Below are 20124 nucleotides of genomic sequence, written 5' to 3' on the forward strand. Positions count from 1 at the left end.
TCGATAGTGTGACGCGGGAAAACCGGAGATTGTGACATGGCGGGCCAGGAGACCCTGGCAGGCGCCGGCCCGCGCTCGGCTCCGCCACCGTAGGAGATCGGGCCTGAAATCTCCGACCGACCGCGGTGCGGAAGGAGCTTCGGGGCGTCTCGGTGGGCACGCAAGCAGTGGCAGAAACGGCGACGGAGTGGGAGACTGTGGGAGATTGCCCCAGACCCCGGCGATTCGTTGTTTCCGATTGCATCGAGACGTCCGCAGGGGGGTGGTTCGGCCCGGACGGTCGTCTATCGGGAAGACGATCGCCCGGGCTGTGCCGTGGAGGCGAAGAACTTCCACGAGGCGAGAGCCGGTGACCCGACACCGGCCCTCGCCGGACAGCTCTCAGGCGGCGGCGGCTCGCGCGTTGCGCCGGGCGACCTCGCCCAGCCAGCCGAGGCTCGGCTTCGGGGTACGGACGAAGGTCTCCCGGTCGACCTCGACGAGGCCGAACGTCGGCTCCCAGTGGCCCCACTCATAGTTGTCGAGCAGAGTCCAGTGGAGGTAGCCGCGCACGTCGATCCCATCGGAGATCGCTGTACCGAGGTGGCGGAGAGCCTCGTCGGTGTACGCGATCCGCCGGGAGTCGTCGTGCGTCGCGATGCCGTTCTCGGTGACGACGATGGGCACGCCGCCGGTCACCTCGGCGGTGTGGCGGACGGCGATGCCGAGGGCGTCCGGGCGGTACGCCGTCCCGACGAGCGTATTGTCCGGGTGGGGCGGGTACGGCTCGATGCCGTCGGCGCCAACCCACTGGGCCGAGTACGACTGCACGCCGACGAAGTCGTCGCCGCGGGAACCCTCGAGGTACAGGTCCTCCCAGATGTACTCCAGCTCGCGGCGCTTCTCCTCGCCCCCCGGACGGGTCTCGAAGGCGCGATTCGCGACGGTCCAGCCGACCTTCGCACCTGTGCGCTCGCGCACGATGTCGCGGACGGCGTGGTGCGCCTCCACGAAGATCCGGCCGATCTCCGGGCTCGGCGCGGGGAGGGCCGGACGGGGGCCGTCGGTCTCCACGGTGGGGCTCTGCCAGCCGTCGCCCTGCTGCTGCGCCTGCTGCATCAGGGCGGCCATCCCGGTCATCATGGCGAGCATGTTCGGCTCGTTCATCGTGGCCACCCACTCCACGCCGTCGAGGATGGTCGTCGCCGTCTCGACGTAGGAGCGGAACCGGTCGATCGCGTCGGGAGCCATCCAGCCGCCCCGCTCGGCGAACCAGCGGGGGTTGGTGAAGTGATGGAGGGTGACGAACGGGGTCAGGCCGAGGTCGGTCGCGGTGTCGATCATGCGGCGGTAGTGCGCGAGCTCGGCGCGCGAGATGAGTCCGGGCTCCGGCTCGATGCGGGCCCACTCGATCCCGAAGCGGTAGCTGTTGAGGCCGGCGTCGGCCAGCAGCTCCATGTCCTCGCGGTACCGGTGGTAGCTGTCGCACGCGTCGCCGCTGCGCTCCATGCCGGGGACGCGGCCCTCGTTGGCCCAGAAGTCGCTGTTCAGGTTGTTGCCCTCGATCTGGTGCGGCGCGGTGGAGGCGCCCCAGAGGAATCCGGCGGGGAAGCTGTTCATCGGGTCGGGTGTGCTTTCTCTCGGTGACGTTCGGTCAGGGTGGGGAGGATGCGCTGGACAGTCCGGACGAACTCCTCGTCGGCCGCCAGCTCGGGAGACAACTCAGCGAGGGCGCTGCGGTCGTCGACGGCGTCGGCGTCCTGCAGGATCCAGGCGGCCAGGGCTGTCGCGCATCCGGTTGCCGGGCGGCCCTCGGCGCGCTCGGCCAGGGCGACGGGCACGATGCGCAGACGCGCCTTGATCGCGGAGCCTTCCGCGATCTGCGCGAGCCGGTGCACGATCCGGGGGTTGGAGAACCGCTCCGCGAGCGCCTGCCGGTACTCGGCGGTCTCGACCGCGGCGAGGTGGCGGGTCGCCTCGTCCCAGAACTGCTCCACTTCGGCACGGCAGGCCGGATCGGCGAAGGCCTCGGCGACCGTCTCGTGGCCGCACAGCCGCCCCGCGGAGGCAAGCAGCGTGTGCGCGCCGTTCAGCATCCACAGCTTCCGCGCCTCCCACGGGGTGATGTCGTCGACGAATCGCGCACCCGCGGTCTCCCACTGCGGGCGGCCGGACGGGAATTCGCCGGACAGCACCCAGTCGGAGAACGGCTCCGCGACCACCGGGCACTCGTCGCGCCGGCCGGTGCTCGCGGCGACCAGCTCCCGGTCGGCGGGGTCGAAGCGCGGCGTGATCCGGTCCACCGAGGTGGAGACGAAGGACGTCCCATCCGGGAGCCAGGCGGCGAGCGCCGGGTCGACGTGGGAGGCCAGCTCGGTGAGCGCGCTGCGCACGCGCGGGCCGTTGTCGGGCAGGTTGTCGCACGGGACGATCGCGACGGGCGGGGCGCCGGCGCGTCGGCGCGCGTCGAGACCGAGGACGAGGCGGGCGAGGACGGTGCGGGGAGCCTGGGCGGCGCCGGGGTTCGCGACGTCACCGGCGTCGTCGGCGTCGGCGTCGTCGGCGTCACGGGCCTCGCCGACGAGGCGACGGAGCAGCCCGATGTCGATGACCGTGTCCGAGTCGGCGAGGTCGAGCCTCCCTGACGCGTCCGTCCGGTACCCGGCTTCGGTGACCGTGAGCGTGATGACCGCGACGTCGTGCGCCGCCACCGTCTCGACGAAGGCGGCGATGTCGTCTCCGGCGGAGGCCGCGACAATGCTGCCGATCAGCTCGAACCGGTCCTCCTCCGCGCCGCGCTCGACCAGCGTGTAGACGCCCTCCTGGGCGTTCAGCAGGTCGGCCGCGTCGGGACGGCGACCGGTGAAGGCGGCGATCCCCCAGCGGTCGGCGTCGACGGCATGGGCCGTGTACCAGGCCTGGTGCGAGCGGTGGAAGGCGCCGAGCCCGAGGTGGACGATCCGCACGGGCGGGACAGGCGGGACGGGCGGGACAGCCGTCGGATTCGCGAGTGCGTCGCGGCCGAGCAACGGCGCGGTGGATGCGCCGGTCACAGCTTGAACACCCGCTTCGGCAGCGGGCCGACCAGTTCGTCGGCGATCCGCTCGGCAGCATCCAGGGTGATGCGGCCCTCGGCCACATACCGCGCGAGGAATGCCGCGTCGGCCCGGCGGGCGGTGTCGTGCCGGACCGGGATGGACAGGAAGGCGCGCGTGTCGTCGATGAAGCCGGAGCCGCGGAAGAAGCCCGCCGTCTCGGTGACGGCCGACCGGAAGCGCGCGATCGCGTCCGGCGCATCCAGGAACCACCACGGCGCACCGATGTGGACGCTCCGGTAGAAGCCGGCCAGCGGCGCGATCTCGCGCGAGTACACGGTCTCGTCGACGGCGAACAGCACCAGGTGGAAGCCGTCGCTGTTGCCGAAACGCTGCAGAAGCGGCCGCAGGCCGTGAACGAAGTCGGTGCGGGAGGGGATGTCGTGACCGGTGTCCGCCCCGAAGGCGTGGAACGTCGGGGTGTGGTGGTTGCGGACGACGCCGGCGTGGACCGTCATGACCAGCCCGTCCTCGACACTCATGCGCGCCATCTGGAACAGCATGTGCCCGCGGAAGACGCGCCGCTCGTCGGCGTCGGCGGCCCCGGCGAGGACCAGCGAGAACAACCGCTCGGCGTCCTCCGGCTCCAGGTCGAACGTCACCGGCTCCTCCACGCCGTGATCGGCGGAGACGGCGCCGTGCTCGATGAAGTGGCGACGGCGCGCCTCGAGGGCCGCGAGGTAACCGGCGAAGGTGGTGGGCTGCCCGGTGGCGCCGAGGAGGCGCCCGACGTTCTCGGCGAAGCCGCGGACGTCCGGATCCAGGTACCGGTCGGGACGGAACGTCGGAAGCACCCGGCCCCCGAGGCCGGAGTCGCGAAGCGCGTCGTGCGCACTGAGGTCGTCGAGCGGGTCGTCGGTGGTGGCCAGGACCTCGATGCCGAACCGGCGGAACAGCGCGCGCGGACGGAACTCGGGCTCCGCGAGCCGCGCGGCGATCTCGTCGTAGACGTCGTCGGCCGACTCCGGGGTCAGCGCCTCGTCGATGCCGAGCACGGTCGCAAGGCCGTCCTCCAGCCAATAGCCGGAGGCGGTGCCGGCGAAGAGATGCCAGTGCTCGGCGAGCAGGCGCCAGATCGCGCGGGGGTCGGCGGCCGCACGACCGTCGGCCGCTGCGCGCGGGTCCGTCTCCGTTCCCACGCCCAGGTCACGGAGGTCGACTCCGGCGGCGTGCAGCAGGCGGGTGACGTAGTGGTCGTGGGTGACCAGCAGGTCCGCCGGGTCGCTGAACGGACGGTCCTCGGCCAGCCACTCGACCGGCACATGACCGTGCGGCGAGATGATCGGGGCCGCGGCCACCCGCTGGTAGAGCTCACGCGCCAGCCCCCGCGTGGTCGGATCGGCGGGCAGGAGGCGGTCGGGGTCGCGACGTCGCGGCTGGAGCATACGGCCATTCCACCGTTTCGCGCCGAGTTTGTCAACCGGTTGCCGTACGCGTGCCCGGCAGCGGCTCCCGGTGTGGTGGAGCCGATTCGCGGATGCGGCTTCGCCCGGAGTATCGGGCTCGGCCGCTAGACTGTGCCAACCGTTTGCCGCATCGCGGCGACGGCGTCCGGAAAGGGGATCGCATGAGCGAGGTCGAGACCGCCGAGCCCGCGCGGGTGACCGTCCGCCGGCCTCCGGCTACGATCTACGACGTCGCCAAGGCGACCGGGGTCAGCCCATCCACCGTCTCGCGTGCCCTCAACAAGCCCGGCCGGCTCAACGCGGCGACCGAGCAGCGCATCCGCGAGGCGGCGGACGCCCTCGGTTACCGCATCAACCCGATGGCCCGAGCGCTGCCGACCGGCAAGACGGGCACCCTCGCGCTCCTCCTGTCCGACATCACCAACCCGGTCTACTTCGATCTGGTGCGCGGAGCGGAACGGGTCGCCACCGAGAACGGCCTCACGCTGGTGTTCGCCGAGTCGCAGGAGTCGCCCGAGCTGGAGCTGGCGACCGCCGAGCGCATCCAGACCTCCGTCGACGGGCTCTTCCTCGTCGCGTCGCGCCTCGCCGACGAGCAGATCGCCGAACTCGCCGCCGCCAAGCCGCTGGTGGTCGCCAACCGGCAGGTCCCCGGCGTGCCGGACATCATCCCGGATCCGCGTCCCGGCATCTCGTCCGCGCTCGACGAACTGCGCGAGCGCGGGCACCGGCGCATCGCCTACCTCTCGGGCCCCGAGACGTCGTGGATGAACGAGGTGCGCTGGCGGACGCTGTTCCAGTACGCACTCGACCGGGAGATGTCGATCGTCGAGATCGCGTCCGTCGCCCCCACGCTGGAAGGCGGAGGCGAGGCGCTGCCGCGCGTGCTGGCCGCCGACGTCAGCGCCGTGTTCGCCTACAACGACCTCCTCGCCCTCGGGCTGCTGCGCGCGGCGCGCGACCGCGACCTCGATGTGCCGCGCAAGCTCAGCGTCGTCGGCTTCGACGACATCTTCGGCGCCGACCTCACCACGCCGGCCCTCAGCACGATCAAGAGCCCGCTGCGCGAGGCCGGGGCTGAGGCGGTCCGCCGCCTGCTCGAGGAGATCTCGGGCAGCTCCGAGGGCGCCGCTCCCAGCCTGCCGACCCGTTACATCAGCCGCGAGTCGGTCGCCGACCTGCGCGAGGGTCGCGCGTGAAGCGCCGCACGGTGTCGCGCTCGACGAACCCCAGACGCCGGTAGATCGCAGCACCGTCCGGCGACGCGGTCAGGACGGCCGTCGCGGCTCCGAGACGCCGGCCGGTCTCCAGGGCGGCGACGGTGAGGCGAGTGCCGATGCCCTGCCTCCGGTGGGAGGCTGCGGTGACTATGTGCTCGACGGCCACGGCGTCGCCGGCGACCACCGCCGCCGCGCAGCCGACCGCGACGCCGTCCACCTCGGCGAGCAGGTGGGTGACAGCGCGCCCATCGCCGAGCCCGACAGCGGCAAGCGCCTCGACGATCCGCCGGTCGGGATCGGCGCCGGTCCACACGCGGGCCCAGGTGGACAGGTCCTGCTCGTCGTCGACGGCGCGGATGCGGACCTGCGGGTCGGGCTGCAGAGGTCGGCGGGACTCCCCGAACTCCACGGGCAGCGGGGACAGCCGGCCGGCGGGAATCGGCATCGACATGACCGGCTCCTCCTCCACGAACCGGAACCCGCGTGCGCGCAGGGCCGCCTCGACGTCGAACGCCTCCCTCCCCGGCCAGGAGTGCCACAGGGCCGGGACGTCGCCCATCGTGGCGAGCGCATCATCCACTCGGTCGGGACTCGTGACGAGGACGCCGTTGAGCTCCTCATGCGGAGCCCCGGTGCGGAACCACGCCAGGTCGCCGCGTGCTTCCGAGGACTGCGCCCTCACCGTGTGGGTACGGACGAACGGGGGGAGGACGTCGTGCGTGATGGCGGCTCCTTCGGTCGAATGCGTCCAGCACTCTACCGTCACCGAACACTGCGGAGCACCGCCTCCTCCTCGGTCGCAGTCAGGCCGGAACGCCGCTCCCGATCCACGCCGCGAGCGCGCTCGTCGGCGATCACGTCGGTCAGCGTGTCCCTCAGCGGTCTGAGCCGCCCGCCGGCTTCGAGAAAGGCACGGTTCGAGCGCTGGGCGAACCCGGTATCCGACAGCGGCAACCACAGCGGAAGGGATCGCGGGCCGGCCCAGTAGCGCACGTCCGCCGCGAGCAGCGCGCCGTCGGCGACCTCCCGCAGCTCGCCGTCGTAACCGGCGACCGCCGTCGCAGCGCTGAAGAACTCGTCCATCGGCAGAACGTTCCCCACCGCGTTGACGACGCCGACCGTCCCGTCGCGCCCCGCCCTCGCGATCCACACGGCGAGGTCGGCGACGTCGATGACCTGGACGAAACGACCTTCAGGGGTCGGGACGAGCGCCGGGCCTCTGCGGCTGAGCCGCGCCGGCCAGTACCCGAACCGGTCGCTCGGGTCGCCGGGGCCGACGATGAGTCCGGGTCGCACGATCAGGAGGCGCTCACCGAGCCGGACCGCTGTGGAACGCTCGGCGGCGACCTTCGCGTCGGCGTACTGCGTCAGGTCGGACGGCTCCACGAGCGCGGCGGACTCGTCAGCGCCCGGCTCGTCATTGCGGGCGTAGACGGAGACGGTGGAGACCAGCGTCCAGTGCGCGGCATCGTCCGCGAGTGCGCCGAGGGCGGGCTCGACCAGTTCGGGATCGTAGGCGATTTCGATCACCTCGTCCCACTCCGCGCGCACGCCGTCGTACGCGCCAGGGGCACGACGGTCGACACTCACCAGGCGCGCTCCGTGCGGGACGTCCCCCGACTCACCGCGGGCCAGACAGGTCACCTCGGCGTCGCCCGCGAGCAGCTCCCGGACGATCGCCCGCCCCAACCACCCGGTCCCGCCGAGCACCAGCACACGTCGCATCCCCCCATCCAACCGTTCGCGAGGTCCTGCGGCCACTGCGTCTGCTCCCCGCGAACTCACGCCCGTGGCTCGGCGCTTCTCCCGCGACTCCCACAGGGCTCGCCCTACCCCCGTCGAGTACACACTTCTTGCACGTTTTCGGCGCGAAAGCGTGCAAGTTCTGTGTACTCGATGTTGGGCGCAGCCGGTTGGGGGTGGGAGGCGAAGGTGCGCGTCAGAGTGTCAGAGCGTCAGAGCGTCAGCGACCAGGCGACCTCGCGCTGGAGTTGACCGCTTTCGACGAAGAGACGCACCTGATGCGCGTCCGGCAGCGCCGACGCCAGCTCGTCCCGATCCGCGCGCGCGAATCCGAGCTTCTGCCAGAACGGTCCGGAGCGGTTCAGCTCGAACCCGGTGCTCCCGACGATCTGCCCGGCCGCATCCCGCTCGATCCACAGCTGCCCCTCGTTCTCGCGTCGCCGCCCACCGTCGAGTACACAAATCTTGCACGTTTTCGGCGCCAGAACGTGCAGAAAGTGTGTACTCGACGGTGGGCGGTGGGGACTCGCCGGACCCGCCCCGCCGAGGGGCGGCTCAGGTGGCGGTGCCGGTGGGGGTGCGCTCGGCGGCCCAGGAGGCGAGGAGGCGGAGCCGCTCGGCGGACGGCGAGCCCGGCTCCGCCGTGTAGAGCAGGAGGACGTGGCCGGGTTCGGCGGTGATGGCCAGCTCCTCGAAGGCGAGGGTGAGGTCGCCGACCACCGGGTGGTGGAAGCGCTTCGTCCCGGTTCCGTGCGTGCGCACGTTGTGCGCGCCCCACAGCCGGCGGAACGTGTCGCTCTGCGTCGACAGCTCCCCGACGAGGTCCTGAATCGCCCGGTTGTGCGGGTCACGCCCGGCCTCCGCGCGCATGACCGCGACGCACATGTCCGCGAACAGGTCCCAGTCGGGGTAGAAGTCGCGCGACGCCGGGTCGAGGAACTGGAACCGCGCGAAGTTCGGGGTCCGGCCCCCATCGCCGATCATCGGCGAGTAGAAGGCGCGGCCGAGCGCGTTGAACGCGATCACATCCGACTGGATGTTGCGCACGACGGCGACACCCTCGGTGATGGCCTCCAGCGCCCAGTGGAGGCTGGGACGGGTCGCCGGGTTTCGCGTCACCCGCTTGCGCTGCCGCCCCGAGAGCGGGATGCCGTCGGCGGCCCGGGCGAGGTCGAACAGGTGCGCACGCTCGGTGTCGTCCAGCTGCAGCGCCTGCGCGACCGAGTCGAGCACGGCGCTCGACACGCCGGCGATCGCACCGCGCTCCAGCTTCGCGTAGTACTCGACGCTTACATCGGCCAGCATCGCCACCTCCGAGCGGCGCAGCCCGGCGACGCGGCGGCCCGATCCGGCGCTGAGGCCCGCCTGCTCCGGCGTCACCTTGGCCCGTCGCGACATGAGGAACTCGCGGACCTCTGCTCGGTTGTCCATGCGAACGAGAGTAGGCCGCCCATCCTGAGCCGAGGGATGCCCTGTCAGTACACCTCTCACCAGGGACTCCCTGCTCCTTGCTCGCCGGGCGAGGGTGGATGGCGTGACGACGACAAGCCCGACGGCAAGGAATAGCGTCGTCGCATGGCGCAACATCCTGGCACGGGTCGCCCGCTCTCACTACAGTGACCCCATGCCAGGCCTCTCCCCGCGCCCGCTCGACTTCGAGACCCGACAGATCCACGCAGGAGCGGTGGTCGACTCCGAGACCCGTTCCCGCGTGACCCCGATCTACCAGACGGCGGCGTATGTCTTCGACAGTTTCGACGACGGCGAGGACCGCTTCGCCGGGCGCAGCGCCCACCGCGCCTACTCGCGCAACGAGAACCCGACGAACGCCGTCGCCGGGCAGCGCATCGCCGACCTGGAGGGCGGCGTCGACGGCATCGTCGTGGCCAGCGGCCAGGCGGCCATCGCCACGGCGATCAGCGCCCTCGCAGCCGCCGGGGACCACATCCTGGCCACCCGGTCGCTCTACGAGGGGACGCGCGAGATGTTCCGCGGCGTTCTCGCGCGGCAGGGCATCGAGTTCGAGTACGTCCCCGACGACGCGGACGACGCCGAGTGGGCCTCCCGCTTCCGTCCGACCACGAAAGCTGTCTACACCGAGACGCTCCCGAACCCGCTGGGCCAGGTGGTCGACATCCAGCGACTGGCCCGGCTGGCGCACGACGCCGGCGTCCCGCTGGTCGTCGACAACACCGTCCCGACGCCGTACCTGTGGCGGCCGATCGAGGACGGCGCCGACATCGTCATCCACTCGACCTCGAAGTGGCTGTCCGGCCATGCCTCGGTGATCGGCGGCGCGATCGTCGACGCAGGGAGGTTCGACTGGGCCGCGCACGCGGAGCGGTTCCCGCAGCTTGCCGCGCCGCCGCGGGAGGGCGTCCCGTCATTCTCCGCGCGCTTCGGGGCCGGCGCGTACCTCGCCTACGTGCGCAGCGTCATCGTGCTGGAGTACGGGCCCACGGTGCCGCCGACCAGCAGCTTCCTGCTCCTCCACGGCATCGAGACGCTGTCCGTGCGGATGGATCGGCACGTCTCGAGCGCACAAGCCCTCGCCGAGTGGCTGGAGGGACGCCCCGAAGTCGCCGAGGTGCACTACCCGGGCCTCCCGTCGAACGCGTACCACGCGCTGGCGCAGCGCTACCTGCCGTCCGGGGCGGGCTCCATCGTCTCGATCGAGCTGGCCGGAGGACGGGAGGCGGCACGCCGCTTCATCGACGCCCTCGAACTGATCTCGCCGATGACGCACATCGGCGACGTCCGCACGCTCGCGATCCACCTCGCCAGCACCATCCACGCCAAGCTGACCCCGCAGGAGCGGGCGGAGGCGGGGATCGGCGAGGGACTCATCCGCCTGTCGATCGGGCTGGAGAGCGTCCGCGACCTGGTCGACGACCTGGACCGCGGTCTGACAGCGGCCGGCACGCGCGCCTGACCTGACCTTCCGTCGGAGATCCGCCGCCCAGCGTCGGAGATACGCCGCCCAGCGTCGGAGATACGAGCCGATACGGGCTACATCTCCTGCTGCACCGCGGTCGGTCGAAGATTCGGAGTCCCGTCTCCGACGGTAGGTTCGCGACGCGGCCGCGGCTCAGCCGGCGAGCAGAGCGCCCGACCGTGCGGCGGCGACCGTCACGGCGATGCGGCGCACCGCCTCCACGACGGTCGACGGGTTGCAGGCCAGATTGATGCGGGCGAACCCGCGCCCGGGGTCACCGAACGCGAGTCCTGAATTCAGGGCCACCCGGCCCTGCTCGATGAGGACGCGGGCCGGGTCGTCACCGAGCCCGGCGTCGCGGAAGTCCAGCCACACCAGGTAGCCCGCATCGGGACGGATCGCCCGCACTGAGGGCGCCTGGGCGGCCAACTCGGCCTCCAGCAACTGAAAGTTGGAGACCAGCAGCTCGACCAGATCGTCCCGCCAGGCGACGCAGGAGAGGGCGGCCACGTTGGCGTGGAGGCCGAGGATGCTGGTGCGCGCCGCGAGCTCCTCCGGCAGGGCGGTCAGCAGCCGGGCTGACCAGTCGTCGGCGGCGACGACGACCGCGCACTTGAGGCCGGCGAGGTTCCAGGCCTTGCTTGCGGAGGTGACCGTCACCGAGCGGGCGCCCGCGGCCCGGGCGATCGGCGCGAAGGGGGTGAAGACGGCACCAGGATGGGCGAGCGGGGCGTGCACCTCGTCGCTGACGATGAAGACGCCGTAGCGGGCGGCGAGCTCCGCCAGCGCCTCCAGGACGATGCGGCTGTGACATCGCCCGGTCGGGTTCTGCGGGTTGCAGAGCAGCAGCGCGTCCGCCCCCGTCGCGAAGGCACGCTCGATGCCGGCGAGGTCGAGGGACCAGTCCTCGTCTTCGAGCAGCGGCACCGCGACGGCGACGGCATCCGCCTCGTCCACCATCTCGAAGAACGGCGGGTAGACGGGAGGCGTCAGCACGACTCGACCGCCGACCTCCGGCAGCGCGAGCCGCAGCGCCTCCACCACGCCGACGGTCACGTCGGTCGCCAGGTGCACGGTTTCCGGGTCGACGCTCCAGCCCCACTCGCGTTCGGCGAAGGCGGCGAAAGCGGGCGCGAGCGGGCCGGCGGAATCGAGGTAGCCGGTGTCCGAGTGGCGCAGCGTCTCGGCAACGCGGTCCAGGATGGCCGGCTCGACGTCGAAGTCCATCTCGGCGACGAAGACGGGCAGGACGTCCGCCGGGTAGCGGCGCCACTTGATGCTCGATCTGGTCGCGAAGAGCTGCTCGAGGGAACGTGCCGGTCCGAAGCTCATTGGGACACTGTGCCGCAGTGCGCGGCATCCCGCGACTAGCGTCGTCAAAAACCGTAGCGAAAGGGATGCGCGCCCGCGCCGATCAGGGCTGCTTCTCGCCCAGAGCGGGGTCGTCCTCCCGCGCGCCGGTCTGATTGAACAGGTAGTAGAGGCTGAGAGCGGCGGCCAGCGCGAGCATCGCGGGCGCGCTGACCAGCCCGATCGCGGTCATGGCCGGGTACAGCACCGTGCCGGCGCCGAAGCGGATGAGAGAGCGGCGGCGGCCAGCCGCATCCAGGCGGCCGGAGGCCACCTCCTGCGCAGTGATCCGGCCGTGCAGGAGGGTGAAGGCGATCGCGACGCCCGTCATGGCCCCGCCGTACAGCACGACCGCGAGCCGGATGTCGCCCGGGTCTCCGCCGGCCAGCGCAGCCGAGAGCGTGGCAGTGGTGAACGGCAGCGTGGTGACGAACATCAGCAGCATCAGGTTCCAGAACAGGAGCAGCCGGTCGACGACCTCCACCAGCCGCACGACGGCGTGGTGGTTGACCCAGATGACGCCGATGACTAGGAAGCTCACCACGTACGCGACGAACGACGGCCACTCGGCGGCGAGCTGCGCAAAGAGGCCGCCCGGCCGACCGGGGTCGACGTGCAGGTCGAGGACGAGCAGCGTGATGGCGACGGCGAGCACGCCGTCGCTGAACGCTTCGAGTCGCGTCTTCGACATCCTCGCCCCTCCTCGGCGGGAGGGTGTGCTCCCGGGCACGATCATGCCGCACAGGACCGCCCGCCGCACCCCGTGCGCGGCTCAGGAGGCGAGCGCGACCTGACGGAACCGGATGACGGACGAGTCCACGCCGCGGTCGGCTCGGTCGTAGGCCGCGCGGATCGGGTTCACCGACCGGCCGTTCGGCAGGAGGACCTCGAGGCCGGCGTCGTCGCGGTCCCCGGCTCCGCGACGACGAGCCGCCGCAGTCCAGTGGCCGCCGTCCGTCCGCACCAGGATCTCGCCGATCAGGCAGCCGAGGCTCTGCAGCGTGAAGTCGTCGCCGACGAAGCCCTCTTCGGCCTGGAGCTCGGTGAACAGACGCTCGACGTAGACCAGGTCCTCGGGGACGTAGGTGACGGTGTGCCCGTAGATGTCGCGGATGCCCCCGGCCATGGCGCCGGCCAGCAACGAGCCGACGGCGGGATCAGGCCGCCGGCTCGTCACACGGGGGAACCGGAACATGCCGCCACGGTAGGCCCCCGATTCCGGCGGGTGCTCGCCCCAGTTCGAGTGCCCCCGCTGCGGGTCACGCTGCAGGTCGGGCTGCAGGCCAAGCTGCGGGACGCGCTCCGACAGGCGCGCACGCCGCGCCTCCGCCGCGCCCGTCGGTAGGCTGAGGCCGACGACAGGGGATCGTGCAGGACGGATGACGGCACTGGCGCATATCCATCCAGTCCGATAGTAAAGTTTCCGCAGGCCGCCCCGCGGCCCCAGGGATGAGGAGGCGCCGGTGGCGAAGCGGACGCGTGCGACGGCGACCACGAGCACCCTCGCGCGCGTCAACCAGACGGCCATCATCGAGGCGCTGCGGGAGTCGGGCGCCCTCTCCCGTCAGCAGCTCGGCGCCAAGACGGGCCTCAGTCCGGCGACCATCAACCGGCTCACGGCCTCCCTCATCGAGGACGGTCTCGTCGTGCCCGCCGGACAGGAACCGAGCACCGGAGGCCGCCCCTCCGTGCTGCTGCGCTACGCCGGCAGTTCGCGGCTGGTCGCCGCCATCCAGCTGCGCGCCGAGACGGTCACCGGCATCCTCGTCGACTTCGACGGGAAGGTGGTGTTCCGCAGGTCCGTCGCGCTGGGAGCGCGTCGGCCGGAGCAGACCGGGGCGGCAGGCGACGGAACCGCGCCGCCGGAGCAGGACCGCGAACTCCGCAAGGTGTTCCGGCTCTTCGACGACCTCATCGCGACCGCCGACTCCATGGGGACGCCGTGCCTGGCGGTCGGTATCGCCGTTCCCGGCGTGGTGCAGCAGCCGGACGGGATCGTGGGCACCATGCCGGAGTTCGGCTGGGCGGGAGTCCCGCTCGGCGCGCTCCTGCGGGAGCGCACCGACCTGCCGGTGGTGGTGGAGAACGACGCGAACGCGCTCGCCTACGGGGAGCTCCACGGCGGAGCCGGGCGGGGCCTGTCGAGCCTGGTCGCCCTGTTCCTGGAGAACGGGCTCGGCGCCGGCATCGTCGCAAACGGAGAGCTGCACCGCGGAGCGCGGGCGGAGGCGGGCGAGATCGGGTACCTGCTGATGGAGCGGTCCTCACTGGAGCGCTCCTACGACGCACGCGGCGACCTCGAGGATCGCATCGGCTCGCTCGCCCTGACGCAGCGGGCCCGGGAGCGGGGGATGCCCATCCCGGCGACCGGCACGCTGACCGCCGAGGACGTGTTCGAGCTGGCCCGCGACGGCAACGCGGACGCGCAGGAGCTGGCCGATGAGATCCTCGACATGGTGGCGATCGCCGTCGCCGCCCTGGTGATCGTGCTCGACCCGGAGCTGGTGGTCGTCGGCAGCAGCTTCGTCGGGAGCTCGGACATGGTCATCCCGGGCATCCAGGAGCGGCTGCGCGGCCGCATCATCCGCGTCCCGCGCATCGAACCGGCGACCCACCGCGAGGATGCCGTCCTGCTCGGCGCTGCCGAACTCGCCGCCGCCGAGGTCAACGGCTTCGCCTACCTCGCCTTCTGACCGGCTCTCCGCCTCCTCCCGCTCTCCCCTTTGCCCGATTCGTGACGAATGCGGCGTTCGGGGCGGCGAAAGCACCGATTCGTCACGAATCGGGAACCACCCTCCCGCTCTCCCCCTTGCCCGATTCGTGACGAATGCGGCGTTCGGGGCGGCGAAAGCACCGATTCGTCACGAATCGGGAGAAGGGCGGGAGCGAGGAGAGGGCGACGAAGGGGAGGGACGGCTCTTGACAGGAGGCGGAAGCGCACCCTAGGTTTATCGCAACTTCTTCTCACTCCGATAGGAAAGAAGAACCCCTTCAACGACGCAGAGGAGCAGACGTGATCGTCGGAATCGACATCGGCGGCACCAAGACGCACGTGTGCGTCGAGGACGACGCCGGCGCCGCGCTCCTCGACCGGTCGGTGCAGAGCGCCGACTGGCAGCATGGAGGCCACCTCCACTCGGAGGACAACGTCCGCAGCCTCCTCGCCCTGCTCGACGAGGTCCCCGGCGCCGACCGAGCGCCCCTCGTCGTCGGCGCCCACGGGCTCGACAGCGACGCCCAGACCCTCGCCTTCTCCGAGACCCTCGCGGCCCTCCACGACGGACCGGCCCTCGCGGTCAACGACGTCGAACTGGTCGGCCCGGCCGCCGGATTCGACGAGGCCATCGCGGTGATCGCGGGCACCGGGAGCAAGGTCGTCGGCCGCCGCGCCGACGGCACGCTGGTGAGCGCCGGCGGCTACGGCTACATCCTCAACGACCCCGGAAGCGCGCCCGCCCTGGTCCGGGATGCGGTGCGCACCCTGTTCGACGCCGTCGACGAGGACGAGCCCCGCGACCTGCTCGCCGACGCCCTCTACGCGCACTTCGGCGTGGACGAGATCGTCGGCCTCTCCAACGCCCTCACCCTGCGTCCCCGCGTCACCGCCTGGGGCGCAGCGGCGCCGCTGGTGTTCGCCGCCGCCGACGCGGGCAGCGTCCGCGCCGCGCGGGTCGTCGAGACGGCCGCCGACGAGCTCGCCCGCAGCGTGGAGCTCGTCCACCGACGCGGAGCCGCCGGCGCCGACGTGGTCTGCGCCGGCGGCGTGATCAGCCACCAGCCGCGACTGTTCGACGCCCTCGGCGAGCGCCTGCGCGCCCGCGGGCTCACCCACTCCATCCACCTGCTGGATGTCGCCCCGGTGCGCGGCGCCCTCGCGCTCGCCCGGCGGCTCACGGAGGCGGCCACTGTCGTCCCCTTCGCACCATCGAACACACGGAGGAAGTCATGAGAATCACATCCACGGGGCGCCGCCGCGCACTCGCGGCCCTCGGGCTCGCAGCCACCGCGGCCCTCGCCCTCAGCGCGTGCAGCGTCACCGGCGCCGGCGGCTCGTCGGGCGGGGAGGGCGACGGCACGGGCACGATCAACGCCCTGTTCATGAAGCAGGCGGGCTACTCGGAGTCCGACGTCAACACCATGATCAAGGACTTCGAGGCGAAGAACCCGAAGATCACGGTGAAGCCGACGTTCGTGGCGTACGAGGCGCTGCACGACAAGATCGTCACGTCGGCCCCCGCCGGAACCTACGACGTCGTGCACCTCGACGTGATCTGGCCGGCCGAGTTCGCCTCCAAGAACATCATCACCGACGTCACCAAGCGCTTCCCGTCCTCGTGGAAGAGCGACATGCTCGGCGGCGCGCTCACCAGCGCCGAGTACAAGGGCAAGTACTACGGAGTCCCGTGGGGCCCGTCCACCAAGCTGTTCTTCTACAACAAGGACATGCTCGCCAAGGTCGGCGCCACCGCCGACGACGTGAAGACCTGGGATGGCGTGCTCGCCGTCGCGAAGAAGCTGAAGGACGCGGGCGTCGTCCAGTACCCCATCGCGTGGAGCTGGTCGCAGGCCGAGGCCCTGGTGTGCGACTACGCGGAACTCCTCGGCGCCTTCGGTGGCCAGTTCACGGACTCCAGCGGCAAGCTCGACATCAACAAGGGCGCCGGGGTGCAGGCGCTCGAGTTCATGAAGAAGTCGCTGGACGAGGGCCTCACCGACCCCGCCTCGACGACCTTCCTGGAGGATGACACGGACAAGTCCATGGCGTCGGGCAAGACCGCCATGGAGCTCAACTGGGAGTCGACCTTCCGCGACCAGAACGACCCCTCCATCTCGCAGGTGGTCGGGAAGATCGCCGTCACCGTCCCGCCGGCGGGCCCGAGCGGTGACAACCCCGGCGTCAACGGCTCGATGGCGCTCGCGATCGGCGCGAAGTCGAAGCACCAGCTGGCGGCCTGGAAGTTCATCGAGTACATGACCAGCGAGGCCGTGCAGGACAAGTACGTGAAGAGCTCGATGACCAACTGGAAGGCGAGCTACACCAAGCCGGCCATCACCGAGACGAACCCGGAGGTCTTCGCCGCCGCCGGCAAGGCGTACGACTCGATGATCCTGCGGCCGCCGGTGCCGAACTACAACACGGTCTCGCAGGCCATCCAGGTGGAGCTGCAGAACGCGCTGCTCGGCAAGAAGACGCCGCAGCAGGCCCTCGACGACGCGGTGAAGGCCGCGAACCAGAACGGATGACGGCCGTGTCGGTCGCCGACATCGAGACGGAGCGGCGCACCCCGGGAAACCCGGGCACTCCGGTCCCCCGGGGGCGCCGCACCCGCCGCAGGCGCGACAACCAGGGCAGGCTCGCCTTCTGGCTGCTGCTGCCGGCCGCGGTCGCGGTGTTCGGAGTGATCGTCTACCCGATCCTCCGCACCCTCCTCATCTCGTTCTTCGAGGTCAACTCGGCGCTGGCGACCGACACCCCGTTCGTCGGGCTGCAGAACTACCTCGACGTCCTGTCGTCCTCCGGCTTCTGGGCGGCGATGGGCCGGACGCTGTACTTCACGCTCGTCTCGACGGCGCTGGAGCTCGTCCTCGGCCTGATCGTCGCGGGGCTGCTCAACGCAAAGCTGCGGGCGCGCTGGCTGTTCCGCGCGGTCGTCATCATCCCGTGGGCGATCCCCACCATCGTGAACGCCGCGATGTGGAAGGGCATCTTCAACGCGCAGTACGGCGCTCTGAACGCCGCCCTCACGCAGCTGGGCATCATCCACGAGTACCAGGCGTGGCTCGGCGACCCGACCCTCGCCCTCAACATGGTGATCGTCGCGGACGTCTGGAAGACCACGCCGCTCGTGGCGTTCTTCCTGCTCGCCGGGCTGACGTCCATCCCGAGCGAGCTGTACGAGGCGGCGAAGATGGACCGGGCGAGCTGGCCGCGCATCTTCCGCACCATCGTGCTGCCGATGCTGGTGCCCTCCATCTCCATCGTGCTCGTGCTGCGCACGGTGGAGGCGTTCAAGGTGTTCGACATCATCTACGCGATGACTCGCGGCGGGCCCGTCAACGGCACCCAGACGATCGCCTACTACGCCTACACGACGGCCTTCTCGGACCAGAACTTCGGGATGGGCGCCGCGCTCTCGTACATCATCGTGCTGGTCATCCTGGTGCTGACCTTCATCTACCTGCGCATGCTGCGCCGATCCGAGATGAGCCTGCTGTGAAACGCGCCACCCGCAACTCGATCCTCGTCCACCTGGCCGCGCTCGTCGTCGCCGTCGTCATCCTGCTGCCCTTCGGGTGGATGGTGATCGCCAGCGTCACGCCGCAGCGCATCCTCATCTCCACACCGCTGCAGTGGATCCCGGACACGCTCGACTGGAGCCGGTACGAACTGATCTTCCGCGGCGGCGCGGAGAGCGTCGGCGCGACGTTCCGCGCGGCGCTCGCCAACACGACGATCGTCGCGGTCGGGACGGTCGCCGTCTCGATGGTGGTCGGCATCCTGGGCGCGTACGCGTTCGCCCGGCTGCGGTTCCGGTTCCGTCAGGCGGTGCTGATCCTGTTCCTGGCGACGTACATGCTGCCGCAGATCGCGTTGCTCATCCCGCTGTACCTCATCCTGAACTCGCTCGGGCTGCTCGACAGCGTGATCGGCCTGATCATCGTCGACTGCTCGCTGGTGGTGCCGTTCGTGCTGTGGATCCTCAGCAACTACTTCCTGACGATCCCGGAGGAGCTGGAGGAGGCTGCGCGGATCGACGGCGCCTCACGGCTCGGCGCGCTGTTCCGTGTGGTGCTGCCGGCCGCCCGGCCGGGCATCTTCGCCGCGATCATGTTCGCGTTCCTGCTGGCCTGGGACGAGTTCATGTATGCGCTCATCTTCACTTCGTCGAACGCGGCGAAGACGCTGCCGGTCGCGATCAGCGAGTTCGCCGGCCGGTACACCACCGACTTCGGGCTGGTGGCCGCCGGTGGCATCATCGCGGCCCTCCCGCCGATCATCGTCGCGATGATCTTCCAGCGCTACGTCGTCAGCGGCATGGCGGCCGGCGCCGTCAAGGGATGATCCGCCCTTCCGACCGACCCTGCAACCGTAAGGAAAGAAATGGAACCGAAAGCCTCCTTCGTCGACGCCATGCGCGCCCAGCCGGAGAACCTCGCCCTCGCCCGCGAGACCGTGCTGCGCGACCTCGCCGCCGCCTCCCTCGCCCGCTGGGGCGCCGACGAGAGCGTCGCGGTGCTCGCGATGGGCGCCTCCCTCAACTCGTCGCACGCCCTCGTGGCGGCGCTGGCCGCCGCCGGTCGCCCGGCGTGCGGTGTGGTCGCGTCGGACGTCGCGGACGGGCTGGCCGTGGTCCGCGCCCACCACAGCATCGTCGTGTCCGAGTCCGGGCGCAGCCCCGAGCCCCTCGCGGCCGCGGGCAGGCTGACGCCGGGCACGCGCATCGGGATCAGCAACTTCCCGGCGCAGCCGATCGCCGAAGCGGTGGATGCGGTGCTCGGCCTCGGTGGATTCCCGGACTCCCCCGTGTACACCAGCGGCTTCACGGCGACGATCCTCGCCTACGCCCTGCTGCTCGACAATGTCGGCGCGCTGGATGCGGCCGCCCAGGCGGAGCGGATCCCCGGGCTGGTCGCGGACGCGCTCCGCGACTACGCCGAGGTGGCCGAGCGGGTGGGCCGGGTGCTGGCCGGCGCGACCACGATCGACGTCGTCGGCCGCGGCGGCTCGCTGACGGCGGCCTCCGAACTGTCGCTCATGGTGCGGGAGGGGCTGCGCACGCCGAGCACCTCGTTCGAGACGTTCCAGTACCTGCACGGTCCGATGGAGGTGCTGTCCTCCGACGACGCGCTCGTCGTGTTCGGCGATGGCCGGGAGGTCAGCATCCCGTCCTCCGTGCTCGACGCAGGGGTGCCGGTCGTCCTGGTGACGGCGGCCGACCCGTCCACGATCCCGGGCGCCGGCCACGCCGGTCTCACCATCGTCCGGCTCCCCCAGGGGCTCGGGGTGTTCGAGCGCGCCGTGGTCGAGACCGTGATCGGCCAGCTCGCCATCGCCGCGGCCATCGAGCACAAGCCGTTCCCCCTGGAGGATTTCCTCTACCACCAGGACGACACCAAGCTCCCGGTGCGCTGATTCCGTTGCAGTTCGGCTGGCAGCAGTTGACGAGCGCCTTTCCTGGGAGTCTGATGGACGCATGATAGCTCTCATCGTGATTCTGCTCGTGATCTGGGCGGTGCTCGCCATTCTCGGCTTCGCCATCAAGGGACTGCTGTGGCTCGCCATCCTGGGGCTGGTGTTCTTCGTCATCACCGCGATCGTCGGCTGGATGAGACGAGGCGCCAACCGGACCTGACCGTCCCCGACCTCGAACGGCGGCCGTGCTCGTGGAGCACGG

At 71.0% G+C, this 20124-nt stretch carries 18 protein-coding genes; 9 read left to right on the forward strand and 9 right to left on the reverse strand.

Annotation, left to right across the window (positions count from 1 at the left end; translation table 11 throughout):
• Positions 1 to 381 precede the first annotated feature (381 nt).
• From SB754_RS13480 to uxaC, 3 genes are read right to left on the reverse strand one after another with little or no spacing between them, the layout of a single operon-like run.
• A complete protein-coding gene (locus tag SB754_RS13480; protein WP_410782814.1) occupies positions 382 to 1599 on the reverse strand; it encodes a glycoside hydrolase family 1 protein in 1218 nt (405 codons plus the stop codon).
• Positions 1596 to 3032, reverse strand: a complete 1437-nt coding sequence (locus SB754_RS13485; RefSeq protein WP_410782815.1) for a mannitol dehydrogenase family protein — start codon at positions 3030 to 3032, stop codon at positions 1596 to 1598. Before SB754_RS13485 ends, SB754_RS13480 begins: the two co-directional genes overlap by 4 nt.
• Positions 3029 to 4459 (reverse strand): glucuronate isomerase, encoded by a 1431-nt coding sequence (uxaC, locus tag SB754_RS13490; protein WP_410782816.1) that lies wholly within the window; start codon positions 4457 to 4459, stop codon positions 3029 to 3031. The genes SB754_RS13485 and uxaC overlap by 4 nt, the downstream gene beginning before the upstream one ends.
• A gap of 182 nt (positions 4460 to 4641) precedes the next feature.
• Between uxaC and SB754_RS13495 the strand changes: the two genes are divergently transcribed.
• Complete coding sequence (locus tag SB754_RS13495; protein ID WP_410782817.1) at positions 4642 to 5679, forward strand: LacI family DNA-binding transcriptional regulator; 1038 nt, start codon at positions 4642 to 4644, stop codon at positions 5677 to 5679.
• Here SB754_RS13495 and SB754_RS13500 read toward each other — a convergent pair.
• The 3 genes from SB754_RS13500 to SB754_RS13510 all read right to left on the reverse strand — a co-directional run bounded on the left by SB754_RS13500 (position 5636) and on the right by SB754_RS13510 (position 8874).
• A complete protein-coding gene (locus SB754_RS13500) occupies positions 5636 to 6466 on the reverse strand; it encodes a GNAT family N-acetyltransferase (RefSeq protein ID WP_410782818.1) in 831 nt (276 codons plus the stop codon). The two genes, SB754_RS13495 and SB754_RS13500, sit on opposite strands and share 44 nt — an antisense overlap.
• Entirely contained in the window at positions 6463 to 7425 is a 963-nt protein-coding gene (locus SB754_RS13505; protein WP_410782819.1) for an NAD-dependent epimerase/dehydratase family protein, read from the reverse strand. Before SB754_RS13505 ends, SB754_RS13500 begins: the two co-directional genes overlap by 4 nt.
• Positions 7426 to 7998: 573 nt before the next feature.
• On the reverse strand, positions 7999 to 8874 hold the full coding sequence (locus SB754_RS13510) for a helix-turn-helix transcriptional regulator (RefSeq protein ID WP_410782820.1): 876 nt from the start codon (positions 8872 to 8874) through the stop codon (positions 7999 to 8001).
• 193 nt (positions 8875 to 9067) lie between these two features.
• On the opposite strand from SB754_RS13510, the gene SB754_RS13515 reads away from it, so the two are divergent.
• Positions 9068 to 10375 carry an O-acetylhomoserine aminocarboxypropyltransferase/cysteine synthase family protein gene (locus SB754_RS13515; protein WP_410782821.1) on the forward strand — a complete coding sequence of 436 codons (1308 nt, stop codon included), beginning with the start codon at positions 9068 to 9070 and terminating at the stop codon, positions 10373 to 10375.
• A gap of 156 nt (positions 10376 to 10531) precedes the next feature.
• Here the strand turns inward: SB754_RS13515 and SB754_RS13520 are convergent, their stop codons facing one another.
• The 3 genes from SB754_RS13520 to SB754_RS13530 form a co-directional block, all read right to left on the reverse strand.
• On the reverse strand, positions 10532 to 11710 hold the full coding sequence (locus tag SB754_RS13520; RefSeq protein ID WP_410782822.1) for a MalY/PatB family protein: 1179 nt from the start codon (positions 11708 to 11710) through the stop codon (positions 10532 to 10534).
• An 82-nt stretch (positions 11711 to 11792) separates the two neighbouring features.
• A complete protein-coding gene (locus tag SB754_RS13525) occupies positions 11793 to 12419 on the reverse strand; it encodes a TMEM175 family protein (RefSeq protein ID WP_410782823.1) in 627 nt (208 codons plus the stop codon).
• Between the two features lie 81 nt (positions 12420 to 12500).
• Positions 12501 to 12923 carry a hypothetical protein gene (locus SB754_RS13530; protein WP_410782824.1) on the reverse strand — a complete coding sequence of 141 codons (423 nt, stop codon included), beginning with the start codon at positions 12921 to 12923 and terminating at the stop codon, positions 12501 to 12503.
• Positions 12924 to 13191: 268 nt separating this feature from the next.
• Here SB754_RS13530 and SB754_RS13535 point away from each other — a divergent pair, with 268 nt between their 5' ends.
• The 7 genes from SB754_RS13535 (at position 13192) to SB754_RS13565 (ending at position 20082) form a co-directional block, all read left to right on the forward strand.
• Entirely contained in the window at positions 13192 to 14421 is a 1230-nt protein-coding gene (locus SB754_RS13535; protein WP_410782825.1) for an ROK family protein, read from the forward strand.
• Between the two features lie 320 nt (positions 14422 to 14741).
• The gene (locus SB754_RS13540; RefSeq protein ID WP_410782826.1) at positions 14742 to 15677 is read left to right on the forward strand and encodes an N-acetylglucosamine kinase; all 936 of its coding nucleotides are present in this window, start codon (positions 14742 to 14744) and stop codon (positions 15675 to 15677) included.
• On the forward strand, positions 15674 to 16972 hold the full coding sequence (locus tag SB754_RS13545) for an extracellular solute-binding protein (protein WP_410782827.1): 1299 nt from the start codon (positions 15674 to 15676) through the stop codon (positions 16970 to 16972). Before SB754_RS13540 ends, SB754_RS13545 begins: the two co-directional genes overlap by 4 nt.
• Positions 16969 to 17946: a carbohydrate ABC transporter permease gene (locus tag SB754_RS13550; RefSeq protein ID WP_410782828.1), complete on the forward strand. Its 978-nt coding sequence runs from the start codon at positions 16969 to 16971 to the stop codon at positions 17944 to 17946. Before SB754_RS13545 ends, SB754_RS13550 begins: the two co-directional genes overlap by 4 nt.
• A complete protein-coding gene (locus tag SB754_RS13555) occupies positions 17943 to 18791 on the forward strand; it encodes a carbohydrate ABC transporter permease (protein WP_410782829.1) in 849 nt (282 codons plus the stop codon). Before SB754_RS13550 ends, SB754_RS13555 begins: the two co-directional genes overlap by 4 nt.
• Before the next feature lie 39 nt (positions 18792 to 18830).
• Positions 18831 to 19862, forward strand: a complete 1032-nt coding sequence (locus SB754_RS13560) for an SIS domain-containing protein (RefSeq protein ID WP_410782830.1) — start codon at positions 18831 to 18833, stop codon at positions 19860 to 19862.
• A 61-nt stretch (positions 19863 to 19923) separates the two neighbouring features.
• A complete protein-coding gene (locus tag SB754_RS13565) occupies positions 19924 to 20082 on the forward strand; it encodes a hypothetical protein (RefSeq protein ID WP_285115406.1) in 159 nt (52 codons plus the stop codon).
• Positions 20083 to 20124 lie beyond the last annotated feature (42 nt).

The organism is Leifsonia sp. SIMBA_070 (assembly GCF_046534635.1).
In the GTDB taxonomy this organism is placed as follows: domain Bacteria; phylum Actinomycetota; class Actinomycetes; order Actinomycetales; family Microbacteriaceae; genus Leifsonia.

Bases quoted from the DNA above. Each gene is read 5' to 3' on its own strand.
- SB754_RS13480 (WP_410782814.1), bottom strand. From the start codon at position 1,599: ATGAACAGCTTCCCCGCCGGATTCCTCTGGGGCGCCTCCACCGCGCCG.
- uxaC (WP_410782816.1), bottom strand. From the start codon at position 4,459: ATGCTCCAGCCGCGACGTCGCGACCCCGACCGCCTCCTGCCCGCCGAT.
- SB754_RS13495 (WP_410782817.1), top strand. From the start codon at position 4,642: ATGAGCGAGGTCGAGACCGCCGAGCCCGCGCGGGTGACCGTCCGCCGG.
- SB754_RS13505 (WP_410782819.1), bottom strand. From the start codon at position 7,425: ATGCGACGTGTGCTGGTGCTCGGCGGGACCGGGTGGTTGGGGCGGGCG.
- SB754_RS13510 (WP_410782820.1), bottom strand. From the start codon at position 8,874: ATGGACAACCGAGCAGAGGTCCGCGAGTTCCTCATGTCGCGACGGGCC.
- SB754_RS13515 (WP_410782821.1), top strand. From the start codon at position 9,068: ATGCCAGGCCTCTCCCCGCGCCCGCTCGACTTCGAGACCCGACAGATC.
- SB754_RS13520 (WP_410782822.1), bottom strand. From the start codon at position 11,710: ATGAGCTTCGGACCGGCACGTTCCCTCGAGCAGCTCTTCGCGACCAGA.
- SB754_RS13525 (WP_410782823.1), bottom strand. From the start codon at position 12,419: ATGTCGAAGACGCGACTCGAAGCGTTCAGCGACGGCGTGCTCGCCGTC.
- SB754_RS13530 (WP_410782824.1), bottom strand. From the start codon at position 12,923: ATGTTCCGGTTCCCCCGTGTGACGAGCCGGCGGCCTGATCCCGCCGTC.
- SB754_RS13545 (WP_410782827.1), top strand. From the start codon at position 15,674: ATGAGAATCACATCCACGGGGCGCCGCCGCGCACTCGCGGCCCTCGGG.
- SB754_RS13550 (WP_410782828.1), top strand. From the start codon at position 16,969: ATGACGGCCGTGTCGGTCGCCGACATCGAGACGGAGCGGCGCACCCCG.
- SB754_RS13560 (WP_410782830.1), top strand. From the start codon at position 18,831: ATGGAACCGAAAGCCTCCTTCGTCGACGCCATGCGCGCCCAGCCGGAG.
- SB754_RS13565 (WP_285115406.1), top strand. From the start codon at position 19,924: ATGATAGCTCTCATCGTGATTCTGCTCGTGATCTGGGCGGTGCTCGCC.